At 57.9% G+C, this 15,151-nt stretch carries 14 protein-coding genes; 10 read left to right on the top strand and 4 right to left on the bottom strand.

Annotated features, from left to right (window positions below; translation table 11 throughout):
- Positions 1-215 precede the first annotated feature (215 nt).
- Positions 216-1,223 (bottom strand): HTH-type transcriptional regulator GalR, encoded by a 1,008-nt coding sequence (galR, locus tag IAE50_RS17990; RefSeq protein WP_200580868.1) that lies wholly within the window; start codon positions 1,221-1,223, stop codon positions 216-218.
- Positions 1,224-1,822: 599 nt separating this feature from the next.
- On the opposite strand from galR, the gene aas reads away from it, so the two are divergent.
- Complete coding sequence (aas, locus tag IAE50_RS17985; protein ID WP_054803759.1) at positions 1,823-3,982, top strand: bifunctional acyl-ACP--phospholipid O-acyltransferase/long-chain-fatty-acid--ACP ligase; 2,160 nt, start codon at positions 1,823-1,825, stop codon at positions 3,980-3,982.
- Positions 3,957-5,168, top strand: a complete 1,212-nt coding sequence (gene lplT / locus IAE50_RS17980; protein ID WP_200580867.1) for a lysophospholipid transporter LplT — start codon at positions 3,957-3,959, stop codon at positions 5,166-5,168. The genes aas and lplT overlap by 26 nt, the downstream gene beginning before the upstream one ends.
- Positions 5,169-5,171: 3 nt before the next feature.
- On the opposite strand, the gene IAE50_RS17975 is transcribed toward lplT, so the two are convergent.
- The 3 genes from IAE50_RS17975 to mutH form a co-directional block, all read right to left on the bottom strand.
- Entirely contained in the window at positions 5,172-6,212 is a 1,041-nt protein-coding gene (locus tag IAE50_RS17975; RefSeq protein ID WP_094421930.1) for an NADP(H)-dependent aldo-keto reductase, read from the bottom strand.
- Between the two features lie 133 nt (positions 6,213-6,345).
- On the bottom strand, positions 6,346-6,564 hold the full coding sequence (locus IAE50_RS17970) for a YgdI/YgdR family lipoprotein (protein WP_023481134.1): 219 nt from the start codon (positions 6,562-6,564) through the stop codon (positions 6,346-6,348).
- A gap of 199 nt (positions 6,565-6,763) precedes the next feature.
- A complete protein-coding gene (gene mutH, locus IAE50_RS17965; RefSeq protein WP_200580866.1) occupies positions 6,764-7,456 on the bottom strand; it encodes a DNA mismatch repair endonuclease MutH in 693 nt (230 codons plus the stop codon).
- 679 nt (positions 7,457-8,135) lie between these two features.
- On the opposite strand from mutH, the gene rppH reads away from it, so the two are divergent.
- From rppH to IAE50_RS17925, 8 genes are all read left to right on the top strand, one after another.
- Positions 8,136-8,666 (top strand): RNA pyrophosphohydrolase, encoded by a 531-nt coding sequence (gene rppH, locus IAE50_RS17960; protein ID WP_034813806.1) that lies wholly within the window; start codon positions 8,136-8,138, stop codon positions 8,664-8,666.
- A gap of 12 nt (positions 8,667-8,678) precedes the next feature.
- Complete coding sequence (ptsP, locus tag IAE50_RS17955; RefSeq protein ID WP_023481129.1) at positions 8,679-10,925, top strand: phosphoenolpyruvate--protein phosphotransferase; 2,247 nt, start codon at positions 8,679-8,681, stop codon at positions 10,923-10,925.
- Positions 10,926-11,552: 627 nt separating this feature from the next.
- On the top strand, positions 11,553-12,428 hold the full coding sequence (gene lgt / locus IAE50_RS17950) for a prolipoprotein diacylglyceryl transferase (RefSeq protein WP_042713403.1): 876 nt from the start codon (positions 11,553-11,555) through the stop codon (positions 12,426-12,428).
- A 6-nt stretch (positions 12,429-12,434) separates the two neighbouring features.
- Positions 12,435-13,229 carry a thymidylate synthase gene (gene thyA, locus IAE50_RS17945; RefSeq protein ID WP_042713402.1) on the top strand — a complete coding sequence of 265 codons (795 nt, stop codon included), beginning with the start codon at positions 12,435-12,437 and terminating at the stop codon, positions 13,227-13,229.
- Between the two features lie 184 nt (positions 13,230-13,413).
- Entirely contained in the window at positions 13,414-13,875 is a 462-nt protein-coding gene (locus IAE50_RS17940; protein WP_094421924.1) for a prepilin peptidase-dependent protein, read from the top strand.
- Positions 13,869-14,432 (top strand): prepilin peptidase-dependent protein, encoded by a 564-nt coding sequence (locus IAE50_RS17935; protein ID WP_200135186.1) that lies wholly within the window; start codon positions 13,869-13,871, stop codon positions 14,430-14,432. The genes IAE50_RS17940 and IAE50_RS17935 overlap by 7 nt, the downstream gene beginning before the upstream one ends.
- Positions 14,429-14,836, top strand: a complete 408-nt coding sequence (locus IAE50_RS17930) for a DUF2509 family protein (RefSeq protein WP_200135187.1) — start codon at positions 14,429-14,431, stop codon at positions 14,834-14,836. Before IAE50_RS17935 ends, IAE50_RS17930 begins: the two co-directional genes overlap by 4 nt.
- Entirely contained in the window at positions 14,821-15,144 is a 324-nt protein-coding gene (locus tag IAE50_RS17925) for a prepilin-type N-terminal cleavage/methylation domain-containing protein (RefSeq protein ID WP_042713398.1), read from the top strand. The genes IAE50_RS17930 and IAE50_RS17925 overlap by 16 nt, the downstream gene beginning before the upstream one ends.
- The last annotated feature ends 7 nt before the right edge of the window (positions 15,145-15,151 follow it).

The following is a 15,151-nucleotide window of genomic DNA, read 5'->3' as shown; positions in this document are numbered from 1 at the left end:
CATTCACGCTTCGGTTCGCCGATTTCAGCGGGGACACAACCCCCTCGCTGTAAGCTCTGAGGTAAACGCAAGGAAGGTGTCGCTGTAGGCTCGTTTTGGTAGGCCGGATAAGGCGCAGCCGCCATCCGGCAATCGGTGCCGCGGTGATAATGCCGGATGGCGCTAACGCTTATCCGGCCTACGTGGTTCCGGCAGTTTCAGCAGCTCCGCTGCGATCAACTCTCCGGCGGCGCAATCACTGAATGACGGCGCACCAGCGTCGGGTTAAAGAGATGGGTGATCTCCGGCAGCGGGCGGTTTTCCGCCAGCGCCAGCGCCAGCTCGGCGGCCTGGGTCGCCATCGTCACGATCGGATAACGCACGGTGGTCAGCCGTGGGCGGACATAGCGCGACACCAGCACATCATCGAAGCCAATCAGCGAAATCTCGCGCGGCACATCAATCCCGTTATCGTTCAGCACGCCCATGGCACCTGCGGCCATTGAGTCGTTGTAACAAGCCACGGCGGTAAAATTGCGCCCGCGCCCGAGCAGCTCGGTCATCGCCTGCTCGCCGCCGCTCTCGTCCGGCTCGGCGAAGGTCACCAGCCTGTCGTTGCACGGCAGACCATTCTCTTTCAGCGCATCGTAATAGCCCTGCAGGCGGTCGTCGGCGTCGGAGATCTCATGGTTGGAGCAGAGATAGCCAATGCGCGTATGGCCCTGCTGGATCAGATGGCGCGTCGCCAGCCAGGCGCCGTAGCGGTCATCCAGCGCCACACAGCGCTGCTCGAAGCCGGGCAGAATGCGGTTAATCAGCACCATACCGGGGATCTGCCTCATCAGCGACGCCAGCTCTTCGTCCGGCACCACCTTTGCGTGCACCACCAGCGCGGCGCAGCGGTGGCGAATCAGCTGCTCAATCGCTTTACGCTCTTTCTCTTCTACGTGGTAGCCGTTGCCAATCAGCAGAAAGTTGCCGGTGGCGGAGGCGACCTGCTCAACGGCTTTCACCATCGCGCCGAAAAAGGGATCCGATACGTCGCTCACCACCAGCCCCACCGACTCGGTCGATTGTTGCGCCAGCGCGCGGGCGTTGGCGTTCGGGTGGTAATTAAGCGAATCCATCGCGCTCTGTACCGCCTGGCGCGAGTTTTCACTGGCTTTCGGTGAGCTGTTGATCACGCGCGACACCGTCGCAACCGAGACCCCGGCCAGCCGCGCAACGTCTTTAATCGTCGCCATTCTCTACCTTCCTGGGTAAGCGTTTACACTGCAGTTAGTGTTACGGAAAAGGGGCGTCTGTTCAAGGCGGCGCGTGTACCACTCTTTGCAAACGTGAGCCAGCGCGGCGCGCATCGTGAAAACGTTACATGCGCGGCGTTGCAAATGCACACACTGAGAACCTTTACTTACACTTTGCGAAAGCCTGTTTCGATTGACCGCTGGTTGTCGGCGGCCCGACCGTGCGACTCTGTTCATCCCAGAGGTATTGATAGGTGAGCGCAACCCTACGTTGCACACTCGACTTACACCGACCTGCGCAGATGCGCAGGTTTTTTTTATCCTGCCGTGTAACAGTAATCGCTAATCGACACACCTCGTTTCACTTCGGCTCATTCTCTTGCTTTTTCCCGCTGGTAGCGCAACCAGGCGCAGGCGACAATCGACGTCCCAGAGGTATTGATTGGTGATTTATTCAGTACGCTTTTCGTACTTATTGATTGCACCAACCTGCGCGGACGCGCAGGTTTTTTTTTGCCTGCGTTTTATCCCTCCGCACTTCTCATGTAATCTGCCAGACTCTGAATCACATGCCTCAATGACTGGCAAAAGGAGTTGAAATGCTACTGGGCTTTTTCCGCGGCCTGTTTCGCGTCTTGTTCCGTGTACAGCTGACCGGCGATACCGCGCCTTTAAACGGCGACCGGGTATTAATCACCCCCAATCATGTCTCATTTATTGATGGCATTTTACTGGCGCTGTTCCTTCCCGGGCGTCCGGTCTTTGCGGTCTACACCTCAATTAGCGAGCAGTGGTATATGCGCTGGGTCAGCAAAATCATCGATTTTGTCCCTCTCGACCCGACCAAGCCCATGTCAGTTAAACATCTGGTTCGCCTGATTGGCGAAGGCCGCCCGGTGGTGATTTTCCCGGAAGGGCGCATCTCCGTGTCCGGCTCGCTGATGAAGATTTATGAAGGGGCCGGTTTTGTCGCCGCGAAATCCGGTGCGACGGTGATCCCGCTGCGCATTGACGGCGCGGAGCTGACCTTCTTCAGCCGCCTGAAAGGGCTGGTTAAACAGCGTCTCTTCCCGCGCATTACCCTGCATATTCTGCCGCCGACGCAGCTGCCGATGCCGGATGCGCCGCGCGCGCGTGATCGCCGCAAGATTGCCGGCGAAATGCTGCACCAGATTATGATGGAAGCCCGCATGGCGGTGCGCCCGCGCGAAACGCTGTTCGAAGCGTTGCTCAGCGCCCAGTACCGTTACGGTGCCAGCAAGCCCTGCGTGGAAGATATCAACTTTACGCCGGACAGCTACCGCAAGCTGCTGACCAAAACTCTGTTTGTGGCGCGCATTCTCGATAAATACAGCGCGCAGGGCGAGAAAATCGGCCTGATGTTGCCGAACGCCGGCATCAGCGCGGCGGTGATCTTTGGTGCCATTGCGCGCGGGCGCATTCCGGCGATGATGAACTACACCGCCGGGGTGAAAGGGATGAGCAGCGCGATTACCGCGGCGCAAATCAAAACCATCTTCACCTCACGCACCTTTATGGATAAGGGCAAGCTGTGGCATCTGCCGGAGCAACTCACCCAGGTGCGCTGGGTCTATCTCGAAGATCTGAAAGGGGATGTCACCTTTGAAGATAAGCTGTGGATTTTCCGCCATCTGCTGATGCCGCACCGCGCGCAGGTGGAGCAGAAACCGGAAGATCCGGCGCTGGTCCTCTTTACCTCTGGCTCCGAGGGCAACCCGAAAGGGGTGGTGCACAGCCATAAGAGCCTGCTGGCGAACGTCGAGCAGATCCGCACCATTGCCGATTTCACCGCCAATGACCGCTTTATGTCGGCGCTGCCGCTTTTCCACTCCTTCGGCCTGACGGTTGGCCTGCTGACGCCGCTGTTTACCGGTGCGCAGGTCTTCCTCTACCCGAGCCCGCTGCATTACCGCATTGTGCCGGAGCTGGTCTATGACCGTAACTGCACGGTGCTGTTTGGCACATCGACCTTCCTTGGTCATTACGCCCGCTTCGCTAACCCGTATGATTTTTACCGCCTGCGTTATGTGGTTGCCGGGGCGGAGAAATTGCAGGAGAGCACCCGCCAGATCTGGCAGGACAAGTTTGGCTTGCGCATCCTTGAAGGCTACGGCGTGACCGAATGCGCGCCGGTGGTCTCCATCAACGTACCGATGGCGGCGAAACCGGGCACCGTCGGGCGCATCCTGCCGGGCATGGACGCACGCTTAATGGCGGTGCCGGGCATTGAAGAGGGCGGCCGCCTGCAACTGAAAGGGCCAAACATCATGACCGGCTATCTGCGGGTGGAAAACCCCGGCGTGCTGGAAGCGCCAATGGCGGAAAACATTAACGGCGAGATGGAGCCGGGCTGGTATGACACCGGTGATATCGTGCGCTTCGACGAGCAGGGCTTTGTGCAGATCCAGGGGCGTGCAAAACGCTTCGCCAAGATTGCCGGCGAGATGATCTCGCTGGAGATGGTAGAGCAGCTGGCGCAGGCCGTTTCGCCGGAGAAAATGCACGCCACCGTGGTGAAAAGCGATGCCAGCAAAGGCGAGGCGCTGGTGATGTTCACTACCGATAGCGAACTGACGCGCGACAAGCTGCAACAGCAGGCGCGTGCGCAGGGCGTACCGGAGCTGGCTGTCCCGCGTGATATCCGTTTCCTGAAACAGCTGCCGGTGCTTGGCAGCGGCAAGCCCGATTTCGTGACCCTGAAAGGAGTGGTGGATGAGGCAGAAACCGAACACGCATGAGTCAGTAAGCGCTAACTCGCCGCTCTTATCGCGAGGAATGATGGCGGTGATTGCCGCCCAGTTTCTCTCGGCATTTGGCGATAACGCACTGCTCTTTGCCACGCTGGCGCTGCTGAAAGCGGAGTTTTACCCCGACTGGAGCCAGCCCGTTCTGCAAATGGTGTTTGTGGGCGCTTACATTCTTTTCGCACCGTTTGTCGGCCAGGTGGCTGACAGCTTTGCCAAAGGGCGCGTGATGATGGTTGCCAACGCCCTGAAACTGCTGGGCGCGGCGAGCATCTGCGTAGAGGTTAACCCGTTTGTGGGTTACCTGCTGGTGGGCATTGGCGCAGCGGCCTACTCCCCGGCGAAGTATGGCATTCTCGGCGAGATCACCACCGGCGATAAGCTGGTGAAGGCGAATGGCCTGATGGAGTCATCGACCATTGCCGCGATCCTGATCGGCTCGGTAGCGGGCGGCGTGCTGGCCGACTGGCATGTGCTGGCGGCGGTTGGCGTCTGTGCGCTGGTCTACGCCGGGGCGGTGGTGGCTAACCTGATGATCCCGAAACTGCCTGCGGCGCGCCCTGGGCGCTCGTGGCGCTTTGGGCCGATGACCGCCAGCTTCTTCAGCGCCTGTAAAAGCCTGTGGCAGAACGGGGAAACCCGCTTCTCGCTGGTGGGTACCAGCCTCTTCTGGGGCGCGGGCGTGACGCTGCGTTTCCTGCTGGTGCTGTGGGTGCCGGTCGCGCTCGGCCTGACGGATAACGCCACGCCAACCTACCTCAACGCGATGGTTGCCGTCGGCATTGTAGTGGGTGCCGGGCTGGCGGCGAAGCTGGTGACGCTGGAGAAGGTCTCCCGCTGTATGCCGGCCGGGGTGCTGATTGGTATCGCCGTGGTGATCTTCTCGCTGCAACACGCTCTGCTGCCTGCTTATGGCGTGCTGATGCTGATTGGCGTGCTCGGCGGTTTCTTCGTGGTGCCGCTCAACGCGCTGTTGCAGGCGATTGGCAAGGAGTCTGTCGGTGCGGGCAACGCCATTGCCGTGCAGAACCTAGGTGAAAACACCGCCATGCTGCTGATGCTGGGGCTTTACTCACTGGCCATCAAAGTGGGCGTGCCGGTGGTGGGCACCGGTATCGGGTTTGGTGTGCTGTTTGCGCTGGCGATTGCGGCGCTGTGGATCTGGCAGCGCCGCCGGTAAGTTTTACGGAGCGGGGTAGGTGTAGACCTGATGCACCGCCTCGATCTCCGCGATCACCTCATCGCTCAACTCCAGATGCAGGCTCTCAACGTTCGTTTTCAGCTGCTCCATCGTCGTCGCGCCCAGCAGGGTGCTGGCGACGAAGGGCTGACGGCGCACGAAGGCCAGCGCCATCTGCGCCGGATCGAGATTGTGCCGTTTCGCAATATCGACATAGGCCGCTACCGCTTTTTGTGACTGCTCGCTGCTGTAACGGGTAAAGCGGCTGAACAGCGTGTTGCGTGCGCCAGCCGGTTTCGCCCCGTTCAGGTATTTGCCCGTCAGCGTACCAAACGCCAGGCAGGAGTAGGCCAGCAGTTCAACGCCCTCATACTGGCTCACTTCCGCCAGACCCACCTCGAAGCTGCGGTTCAGCAAGCTGTAGGGATTCTGGATCGTCACAATGCGCGGCAGCTCGTGCTTCTCCGCCAGTTGCAGGTAACGCATCACGCCAAATGCCGTTTCGTTCGAGACGCCGATATAGCGGATTTTACCGGCGCGCTGGCACTCAGTAAGTGCTTCCAGCGTTTCCAGTAAGGTGATGACCGGCGCGCTCTCAACCCAGCTGTAGCCCAGCTTGCCAAAGCAGTTGGTCTGGCGCTGCGGCCAGTGAACCTGGTAGAGATCGAGATAATCGGTTTGCAGGCGCTTGAGGCTCTCATCAAGCGCGGCGCGGATATTTTTGCGATCGAGTGCCTGGTTCGGGCGAATGCCGCTATCGCTGTTGCGGCTCGGGCCGCTCACTTTCGAGGCGATAACCAGTTTTTCTCGGTTGTTGCGTTTCGCCAGCCAGTTGCCGACGTAGGTTTCCGTCAGGCCCTGGGTTTCCGGGCGCGGAGGGACGGGGTACATCTCTGCGACATCAATCAGGTTAATGCCCTGGCTGACCGCGTAATCAAGCTGTGCATGGGCGTCGGCTTCGCTGTTTTGTTCACCAAACGTCATTGTGCCCAGCCCGAGGGTGCTTATTTCAAGCGAACTGTGGGGGATACGGTGATAGTGCATAGCCGGCTTCCTTAAACAAACATGCCACGTCAGTTGAGCTGACAAAGGAATATAACCATGGCAGAGGGGAAGCAAAAGGGAAAGGAAAAAATGGATTAAAGGCCAGCAGGTTACTGACCTTTATAGGGAATTTTTAACGCTCAATAATCTGGGATACGTCATCGCGGTTAATCTGCATTTTGTTGCCCTGCTGATCGTGATAGCTCACCAGCCCGGTGTCATCATCAATCTGCGGCTTACCGTCCGTCAGAATCATTCTGCCGTCTTTGGTCGACATCACATAATCGCTGCTGCAACCGCTGACCGCGCATGCCAGCCCGACCGCGGAAATAATCACTGCCCACTTCTTCATCGTTCGTGTCCTCTCGGCTTTTCCTCACAGAAGTGTAGTAATAACGTGCCCTTATGCGATGAAAAAGCGGGATTATCTGAAAATTATTGCTGAGAGGGCGCAAACCGCCGATTACGTCTCTATAAGACGAGGGCGTTTCCTTAAGCGCAGGCGCGCGTTGTTGCGCAGCGAAACGCGGTGGTTTAGTGGCTAAAACAGACTAGGTCGATAACGCGAAATGGCGCGCAAGCAGCGCACGGGTAAAGTTCTTTTTCAGATAAAAACCGCGCGGCAGGGTCAGAATCGGCTCGCCGTGCTCGCCGATAGCTTCGGTTAACGCTTTACTGTTGGCCGCTTTCGGGCGCAGTTGCAGCACTTCACCATGACGGGCGGTAATGCGCGTGACCTGGCCGAGCACAATCAGATCCATTAACTCTTCCCAGTCCTGGCGTAACTGCTGCTCCTCATCGGCGTCCGGGCTCCAGAGCAACGGCGATCCTACCCGACGCTCAGCAAGGGTAATGGTGCGCGATCCTTCGACAGGTACCCACAGGACGCGCTTAAGCTTATGGCGGACATGGCTGGTTTCCCACACCACGCCTGTGTTGCCGGTCTGCGGTGCCACGCAGACAAAGGTGGTTTCCAGTGGACCGCCCAGCGGATCTATCGGGATGGTTTTCAGCTCCACGCCCAGCGCCGCAAAATCCTGCTCCGGCTTACTGCCTGCGCTCGCTCCCAGCCAGCGCTCGAGCAGCACGCCGATCCACCCTTTATCGCGCTTCAGATCGCGCGGCGTCGGCATGCCGGCCAGTTCAGCCAGCTCGCCTAACGTATAGCCTGCCAGCCGCTGCGCCTGCGCCAGCAGTTGCGCTTCGGTTTCTGGCGGAGAGGTGAGGGGGGCGATTACACACATGCTAAAACCTTTTGGTTAAAAAATAGACAGCAGTTTTCCACCGCACGGCAGAAGTTTATCGTGTTCAGGGAAAAAGAGCAATGTAATGATTTATAAGCTAATTTAGCAGAGCGCTTTGCGTGTTGCGCAACAGGTCGCGAGGTTTTCCAAATCTGGTCACTGACAATGAACAGGATCTTACACCCTGTTATCCACAGAAAAGTGGGATAAGTGGGAATAACCACGACTACTGTTTCCATTTACAGCCTTGACGCGGGAGCAAAATCGAATTTTTGCACAAAATGTGCCTAACTTAGTGGCATAATCTGTGGATAAATTCGGCTCTGCTCGATCTTTCATCAACGCCAGGATCCTAAGCGTGATGATCGTCACAAAACGGCAGCGGAAAGGGGTTTTCGATGCACTAAACCAATGAATTACGGAGAGTAATTTTTTGCGCATCTTAAGCCGTTATTCAGACTACTCTGGGTTTTCCCTGGGTAATTCCATACTTCTTCACAACTCTATCCACAGAAAAGGTGAATAAAACCCCTCGGCGTGATGCGGGTCTGTTTATAAGTGTGATGATAACTGTGAGTTATTCAATTGTTATTCGTTTATCTCCCTGTCATAGAGTGGTTTACCGTTTTCCGGGAGTGTGAAACAATCGCTTTATTCAGGTTTATTTTGAGGTAGTCCGGTGATTGATGACGATGGCTACCGCCCAAATGTGGGAATCGTAATCTGTAATCGACAGGGTCAGGTCATGTGGGCCAAACGCTTCGGACAGCACTCATGGCAGTTTCCCCAGGGGGGAATCAATCCTGGAGAATCTCCGGAGCAGGCCATGTACCGGGAGCTGTTCGAGGAAGTGGGCTTAAGTCGTAAAGATGTTCGTATCCTTGCTTCTACCCGTAACTGGTTGCGTTACAAGTTACCGAAACGTTTGGTGCGTTGGGACACAAAGCCGGTTTGCATCGGCCAGAAACAGAAATGGTTTCTTTTGCAGTTGATGAGCAACGACAGCGATATCAATATGCAAACCAGCAGTACACCCGAGTTTGATGGCTGGCGTTGGGTGAGCTACTGGTATCCTGTTCGCCAGGTCGTGTCGTTTAAACGCGACGTCTACCGGCGGGTGATGAAAGAGTTTGCAGCCGCTGTGCTGGCGCTTCAGGAGACCCCTGTGAAGCCGCAAAGCGCGCCTGCCTGGCGACGGAAACGAGGTTAAGCCACCCACATTATGCTCACCCGACTGCGAGAGATTGTTGAGAAAGTTGCCAGCGCGCCACGTCTTAACGAAGCGCTGGAGATACTGGTTACCGACGTTTGTCTGGCGATGGAAACCGAAGTATGTTCGGTCTATCTCGCAGATCACGACAGGCGCTGTTTCTATCTAATGGCGACGCGCGGTTTGAAAAAGCCGCGCGGCCGCACTGTTACGCTCGCATTCGATCAAGGTATCGTCGGCCTGGTAGGCAGGCTGGCGGAGCCTATCAACCTTGCCGACGCGCAAAAGCACCCCAGCTTTAAATTTATCCCCTCGGTGAAAGAGGAGCGTTTTCGCGCTTTTCTTGGGGTGCCAATTATTCAGCGCCGCCAGCTGCTTGGCGTGCTGGTGGTGCAGCAGCGCGAAATTCGCCAGTACGATGAGAGCGAAGAGTCCTTCCTTGTTACCCTCGCCACCCAGATGGCGGGTATTCTTTCCCAGTCTCAGCTAACCGCCCTGTTTGGCCAGTATCGTCAGACCCGTATTCGTGCGCTGCCGGCCTCGTCCGGCGTGGCGATTGCCGAAGGGTGGATGGATCAAACGCTGCCGTTGATGGAGCAGGTTTACCCGGCTTCAACGCTGGATACCTCCCTTGAGCGGGAAAGGTTAACGACCGCGCTGGAAGAGGCGGCGAATGAGTTTCGTCGCTACAGCAAACGTTTCTCTGCCGGCGCGCAAAAAGAGACGGCGGCGATCTTTGACCTCTATTCGCACCTGCTCTCCGATGCGCGTCTTCGCCGCGAGCTGTTTGAAGAGGTCGATCGCGGTGTGGTCGCCGAGTGGGCGGTAAAAACCGTTATTGAGAGCTTTGCCGCGCAGTTTGCCGCCCTCAGTGATGGTTATCTGAAAGAGCGCGCGGGCGATCTGCGCGCCCTCGGCCAGCGCCTGCTGTTCCATCTCGATGACAATATTCAGGGGCCGAATAGCTGGCCGGAACGCTTCGTGCTGGTGGCAGACGAACTCTCTGCAACGACGCTTGCCGAGTTGCCCCATGACAGGCTGGCGGGCGTGGTGGTACGCGATGGCGCCTCCAACTCCCATGCCGCGATTATGGTGCGCGCGCTGGGCATTCCTACGGTTATGGGCGCTGATATTCAGCCTTCAGCACTGCATCGGCGGACGCTGATCGTCGATGGTTATCGTGGTGAGCTGCTGGTCGATCCTGAACCGGTACTGCTGCAGGAGTACCAGCGTCTCATCACGGAAGAGAATGAGTTAAGCCGTCTTGCCGAAGATGACGTTAACCTCGAAGCCCGCTTAAGCAGCGGCGAGCGGGTTAAAGTGATGCTCAACGCCGGGTTAAGCCCTGCCCACGAAGAGAAGCTGGGCAAGCGAATCGACGGCATTGGGCTCTACCGCACCGAAATTCCCTTTATGTTGCAAAGCGGTTTCCCCTCCGAAGAGGAGCAGGTAGCGCAGTATCAGGGCATGTTGCAGATGTTCAACGACAAGCCGGTGACGCTGCGTACGCTGGATGTCGGCGCCGACAAGCAGCTGCCCTATATGCCGATAAGCGAAGAGAACCCCTGCCTTGGCTGGCGCGGCATTCGTATTACCCTCGATCAGCCGGAGATCTTTCTGATCCAGGTGCGCGCAATGCTGCGGGCAAACGCCGCGACTGGCAACCTCAGCATCCTGCTGCCGATGATCACCAGCATTGATGAGGTGGATGAGGCGCGCAGGCTGATTGAGCGTGCCGGGCGGGAAGTGGAAGAGATGATCGGTTATGCCATCCCGAAACCGCGCATCGGCGTGATGCTGGAAGTGCCCTCGATGGTGTTTATGCTGTCGCACCTGGTTAACCGTGTCGATTTTATCTCTGTCGGCACTAATGACTTAACCCAATACATTCTTGCTGTCGATCGTAACAATACCCGCGTAGCGAATATGTACGACAGCCTGCACCCGGCGGTGCTGCGCGCGCTGGCGATGATTTCAGGCGAAGCTGAACGGCTGGGGATCGATCTCTGTTTATGCGGAGAAATGGCCGGCGATCCGATGTGTGTCGCGCTGCTGATTGGTATGGGCTACCGGCATCTTTCCATGAATGGTCGCTCGGTGGCGCGTATCAAATATTTGCTGCGCCGCATTGATTGCGAAGAGGTTCAGGCGCTGGCACAGCGTGCGCTGGAGTCCCAACTGACAACCGAAGTGCGCCACCAGATTGCCGCCTTTATGGAGCGGCGCGGCCTCGGCGGGCTGATCCGCGGCGGAATTTAAGCGACGGTTTATTATTCCCACATAGCCGGCCTTTCGGCTCTGTGGGCAATATGCCTGATGGCGGCTTCGCCTTATCAGGCCTACCAGGGCAGACCTTCTTCGGTGGCCGCATAAGCATTGTTTTGTAAGCCGGATAAGCGCAGCGCCATCCGGCAAAAGTTACGCACCGTGCTTTGCCTTTCGTAGGCCGGATAAGCGCAGCGCCATCCGGCGGAGGTTGCGCACCGGGGTTAGCCTTTAGTAGGCCGGATAAGCGCAGCGCCATCCGGCAGAGGCCGCGCACCGGGCTTAGCCTTTCGTAGGCCGGATAAGCGCAGCGCCATCCGGCAGAGGTTGCGCACCGGGCTTTGCCTTTCGTAGGCGGGATAAGCGCAGTGCGATCCGGTAGAGGCTACGCACCGTGCTTTGCCGTTCGTAGGCCGGATAAGCGCAGCGCCATCCGGCAAGGGCTCTGCGCAGAACCTCCGCCTTCAGCCGTTTCGTTTATACATAACTTTTACAACATAGCGGCAACCTGCCTGGTGTGCCTTATGCTATGATTCGCAGCTTTGGAGCGGCCGCCAGGCGCGACCGCGTCGGTGTACCGCTGTCCACTTTCGGCGGAATAACAACAAGTTGTGGTGACAGATGAACAGTGGCTATCTGCATTTTCCGGATTTTGATCCGGTGATTTTCTCCATCGGACCCGTATCCCTGCACTGGTACGGTCTGATGTATCTGGTCGGTTTTGTTTTCGCTATGTGGCTGGCAACCCGCCGGGCTAACCGCCCGAACAGCGGCTGGACCAAAAACGAAGTTGAAAACCTGCTCTACGCAGGCTTCCTCGGGGTGTTCCTCGGTGGTCGTCTCGGCTACGTGCTGTTCTACAATTTCCCGCTCTTCCTCGACGATCCGCTCTATCTCTTCCGAGTATGGGACGGCGGCATGTCCTTCCACGGCGGCTTAATCGGCGTGATCGTGGTGATGATCATCTTTGCTAAACGCACCAAACGCAGCTTCTTCCAGGTCGCCGACTTTATCGCGCCGCTGATCCCGTTTGGCCTCGGTGCCGGTCGCCTGGGTAACTTTATTAACGGCGAGCTCTGGGGCCGTGTCGATCCCTCCTTCAAATACACCATGCTGTTCCCTGGCTCGCGTGCGGAAGATATGGCGCTGCTGCCTTCTCATCCGGAGTGGCAATCGATTTTTGATACCTACGGCGTTCTGCCGCGCCACATGTCCCAGCTCTATGAACTGGCGCTGGAAGGCGTGGTGCTGTTTATCATTCTTAACCTCTTTATCCGTAAACCTCGCCCGACCGGCGCGGTCTCCGGCCTGTTCCTGATTGGCTACGGCGCGTTCCGTATCATCGTTGAGTTTTTCCGCCAGCCCGACGCCCAGTTTACCGGCGAGTGGGTGCAGTACATCAGCATGGGGCAGATCCTCTCCATTCCGATGATTATTGCAGGCGCCATCATGATGATCTGGGCGTACCGCCATCGTTCGCCGCAACACGTTTCCTGAGGAACCATGAAACAGTATTTAGAGTTGATGCAAAAGGTGCTTAACGAAGGCACCCCGAAAAATGACCGCACCGGGACAGGCACGCTGTCTATTTTTGGCCATCAGATGCGTTTTAATCTGCAGGACGGCTTCCCGCTGGTGACCACCAAGCGCTGCCATTTGCGTTCAATTATTCATGAGCTGCTGTGGTTCCTGCAGGGCGATACCAATATTGCCTACCTGCGTGAGAACAAGGTCTCTATCTGGGACGAATGGGCCGATGAAAATGGCGATCTGGGTCCGGTCTACGGCAAACAGTGGCGCGCCTGGCCGACGCCGGACGGCCGCCATATCGATCAGATTTCAACGGTCATTGAGCAGTTGAAAAACGATCCGGACTCGCGCCGCATTATCGTTTCGGCGTGGAACGTTGGCGAACTGGATAAAATGGCACTGGCCCCGTGCCACGCTTTTTTCCAGTTCTATGTGGCAGACGGCAAGCTCTCTTGCCAGCTCTACCAGCGTTCGTGCGACGTCTTCCTCGGCCTGCCGTTCAATATCGCCAGCTACGCGTTGCTGGTGCATATGATGGCGCAGCAGTGTGATCTTGAGCCGGGTGACTTTGTCTGGACCGGTGGCGATACGCACCTCTACAGCAACCACCTTGAGCAGACGCACCTGCAACTGAGCCGCGAGCCGCGCGCGTTGCCGAAACTGGTTATCAAACGTAAACCCGCTTCGCTGTTTGATTACCGCTTCGAAGACTTCGAAATCGAAGGCTACGATCCGCACCCTGCGATCAAAGCGCCGGTTGCTATCTGACCTCGCTCAGCCTGACACAACCGGCGCGCTAACGTGCCGGTTTTTTTTGCCTGCAAATCGCTTTTTCGGCACAGCTTCCAGGCTTTATGTAACCCATTGCAATCCTCTTTTTTCCTTGCGTAACGCCTCGTAAACCTGCCTTTTGCTCCTCGACGAATTTTTCTCCCGGCGACAGACTGCCGCCATGAAAAAAGAAGATGGCTTTACACTGATTGAAACCCTCGTTGCTGTGGCGCTGATTGTCATTCTCAGCGCAGCGGGGATTTCCGGCTGGCAGAGCTGGCAAGCGCAGCAGCGGCTGTGGCAAACCGCCCTGCAGGCGCGCCATTTCCTTGAGCGCTTGCGGGAGGAGGCCAACTGGCATAACCAGTCGCAGGTTGTTTACAGCGTGCGGGAGGGCGAGCAGTGGTGCTTGCTTAACGCACCGGCGGCGCGGTGCTCAGCGCAGCAGGCGTTAATGATGCGCCCGGCCTGGCCGGACGTTGCACTGGCTGATGTTACGCCGTCGCTCGGCTTTTATGGTTTACGCAATACCGCCTGGCCGGGGCACATCCGCCTGCGCAGTAGCGCCGGTGAGTGGCGGGTGGTGGTCTCTGCATGGGGAAGGATCAGAATGTGTCAGCCTGGAGAGGGTAGTGCATGTTAAACGCTCAGCGTGGTTTTTCCTTACTGGAGACGCTGTTGGCAATGGCCATCGGTAGCGTGCTGCTGCTTGCCTCCGCCCGCTTTCTGCCGGGTCTACAGATTGCCCTTATGCAGCACACCCGGCTGCAGACTATCGAGGATGACCTCTGGCAGAGGCTGCGGGCGGTCGCTAAACACCTGCAGCGCGCGGGTTACTGCAACGGTAGCTGTAATGGTCAGCCGCTTTTTATCAGCGCCAAAGGGGAGTGCGTCATTGCGCAGTGGGATGCCAACAGCAATGGTCGCTGGGAGAGCGCACCCAATCATGAGGCGGAACAAACGGCCTTTCGCCTGCAAAACGGCGCGCTGGAAACGCTACGCGGTGCGACCTCCTGCACCGGGCGAGGGTGGGAGAAAGTCACCGATCCGGCGCAGATGCACGTCGAGCGCTTTAGCGTAACCCAACGGCAGACGGCAGGTTTGTCGCCGCAGCTCACGATCCAGCTTGCCGCCAGCCTGCCGGGCGCTGCTGAGAAAATGGTGAGCGGCGAGCTAACCGTCACCGGGTATAACCTGTGAATCGGCAGCGCGGCGTATCCTCCCTGGCGCTGGTGCTTCTGTTGCTGCTGCTGGGTAGCCTGATGCTCAACGGCCTTAGCCAGCAGCTAACCAGCCATATCTGGCGGGTCAATCGTGAAGGGCAAGGGATACGCCGAACTGCAGAAGTCTCATCGGCGATGGAGGCGGCGCGGCACAGGCGATGGCCAGCAGAGCCTGCGCTGCAATGCCTGCAGCCTGATGCAGAGGGCGTGCGAAGCTGTCTGCGTATTTTTGCCGACGGCTCCGCTTTGCTGATCGCCGCCAGCGCAGAAGCGGCATTATGGCGGCTGGGGCGGGTAGAGGGTGAGCAGGTTCGCTTCTCTCCCCACGGCTGGAGCGATTTCTGCCCGCTTACGGAGAACGCATTATGTCAACTTCCCTGAACCGGGAGCGGGGCTTCAGCCTGACGGAAGTCCTGCTGGCGATGGTGCTAATGGTGATGGTGGTCACCGCCCTTGGCGGGTATCATCGCGCGCTGTCCGCCGGGTTTTCCACCGCCAGCCAGTGGCGACAGCTCTGGCGCTATGCATGGCAGCAAGCTCAACCTCACGCGACGCCGCTCCCTTCGGGCTGGCAGGTTTCACGGGGGCAGACAACAACAGAAGGATGTGTCAGCATCAACGTCACCGTTATCTCGCCGCTGGGCAGGCAGGGGAAAATGACGCAACTTTTTTGCCCAAATAGTCAGTAGCCAGGAG

This window comes from Kosakonia sp. S42 (genome assembly GCF_016624785.1).
Lineage (GTDB): Bacteria > Pseudomonadota > Gammaproteobacteria > Enterobacterales > Enterobacteriaceae > Kosakonia > Kosakonia cowanii.
Note: the sequence above shows the minus strand (reverse complement) of the source record. Positions and strands in the feature narration are given on the sequence as shown.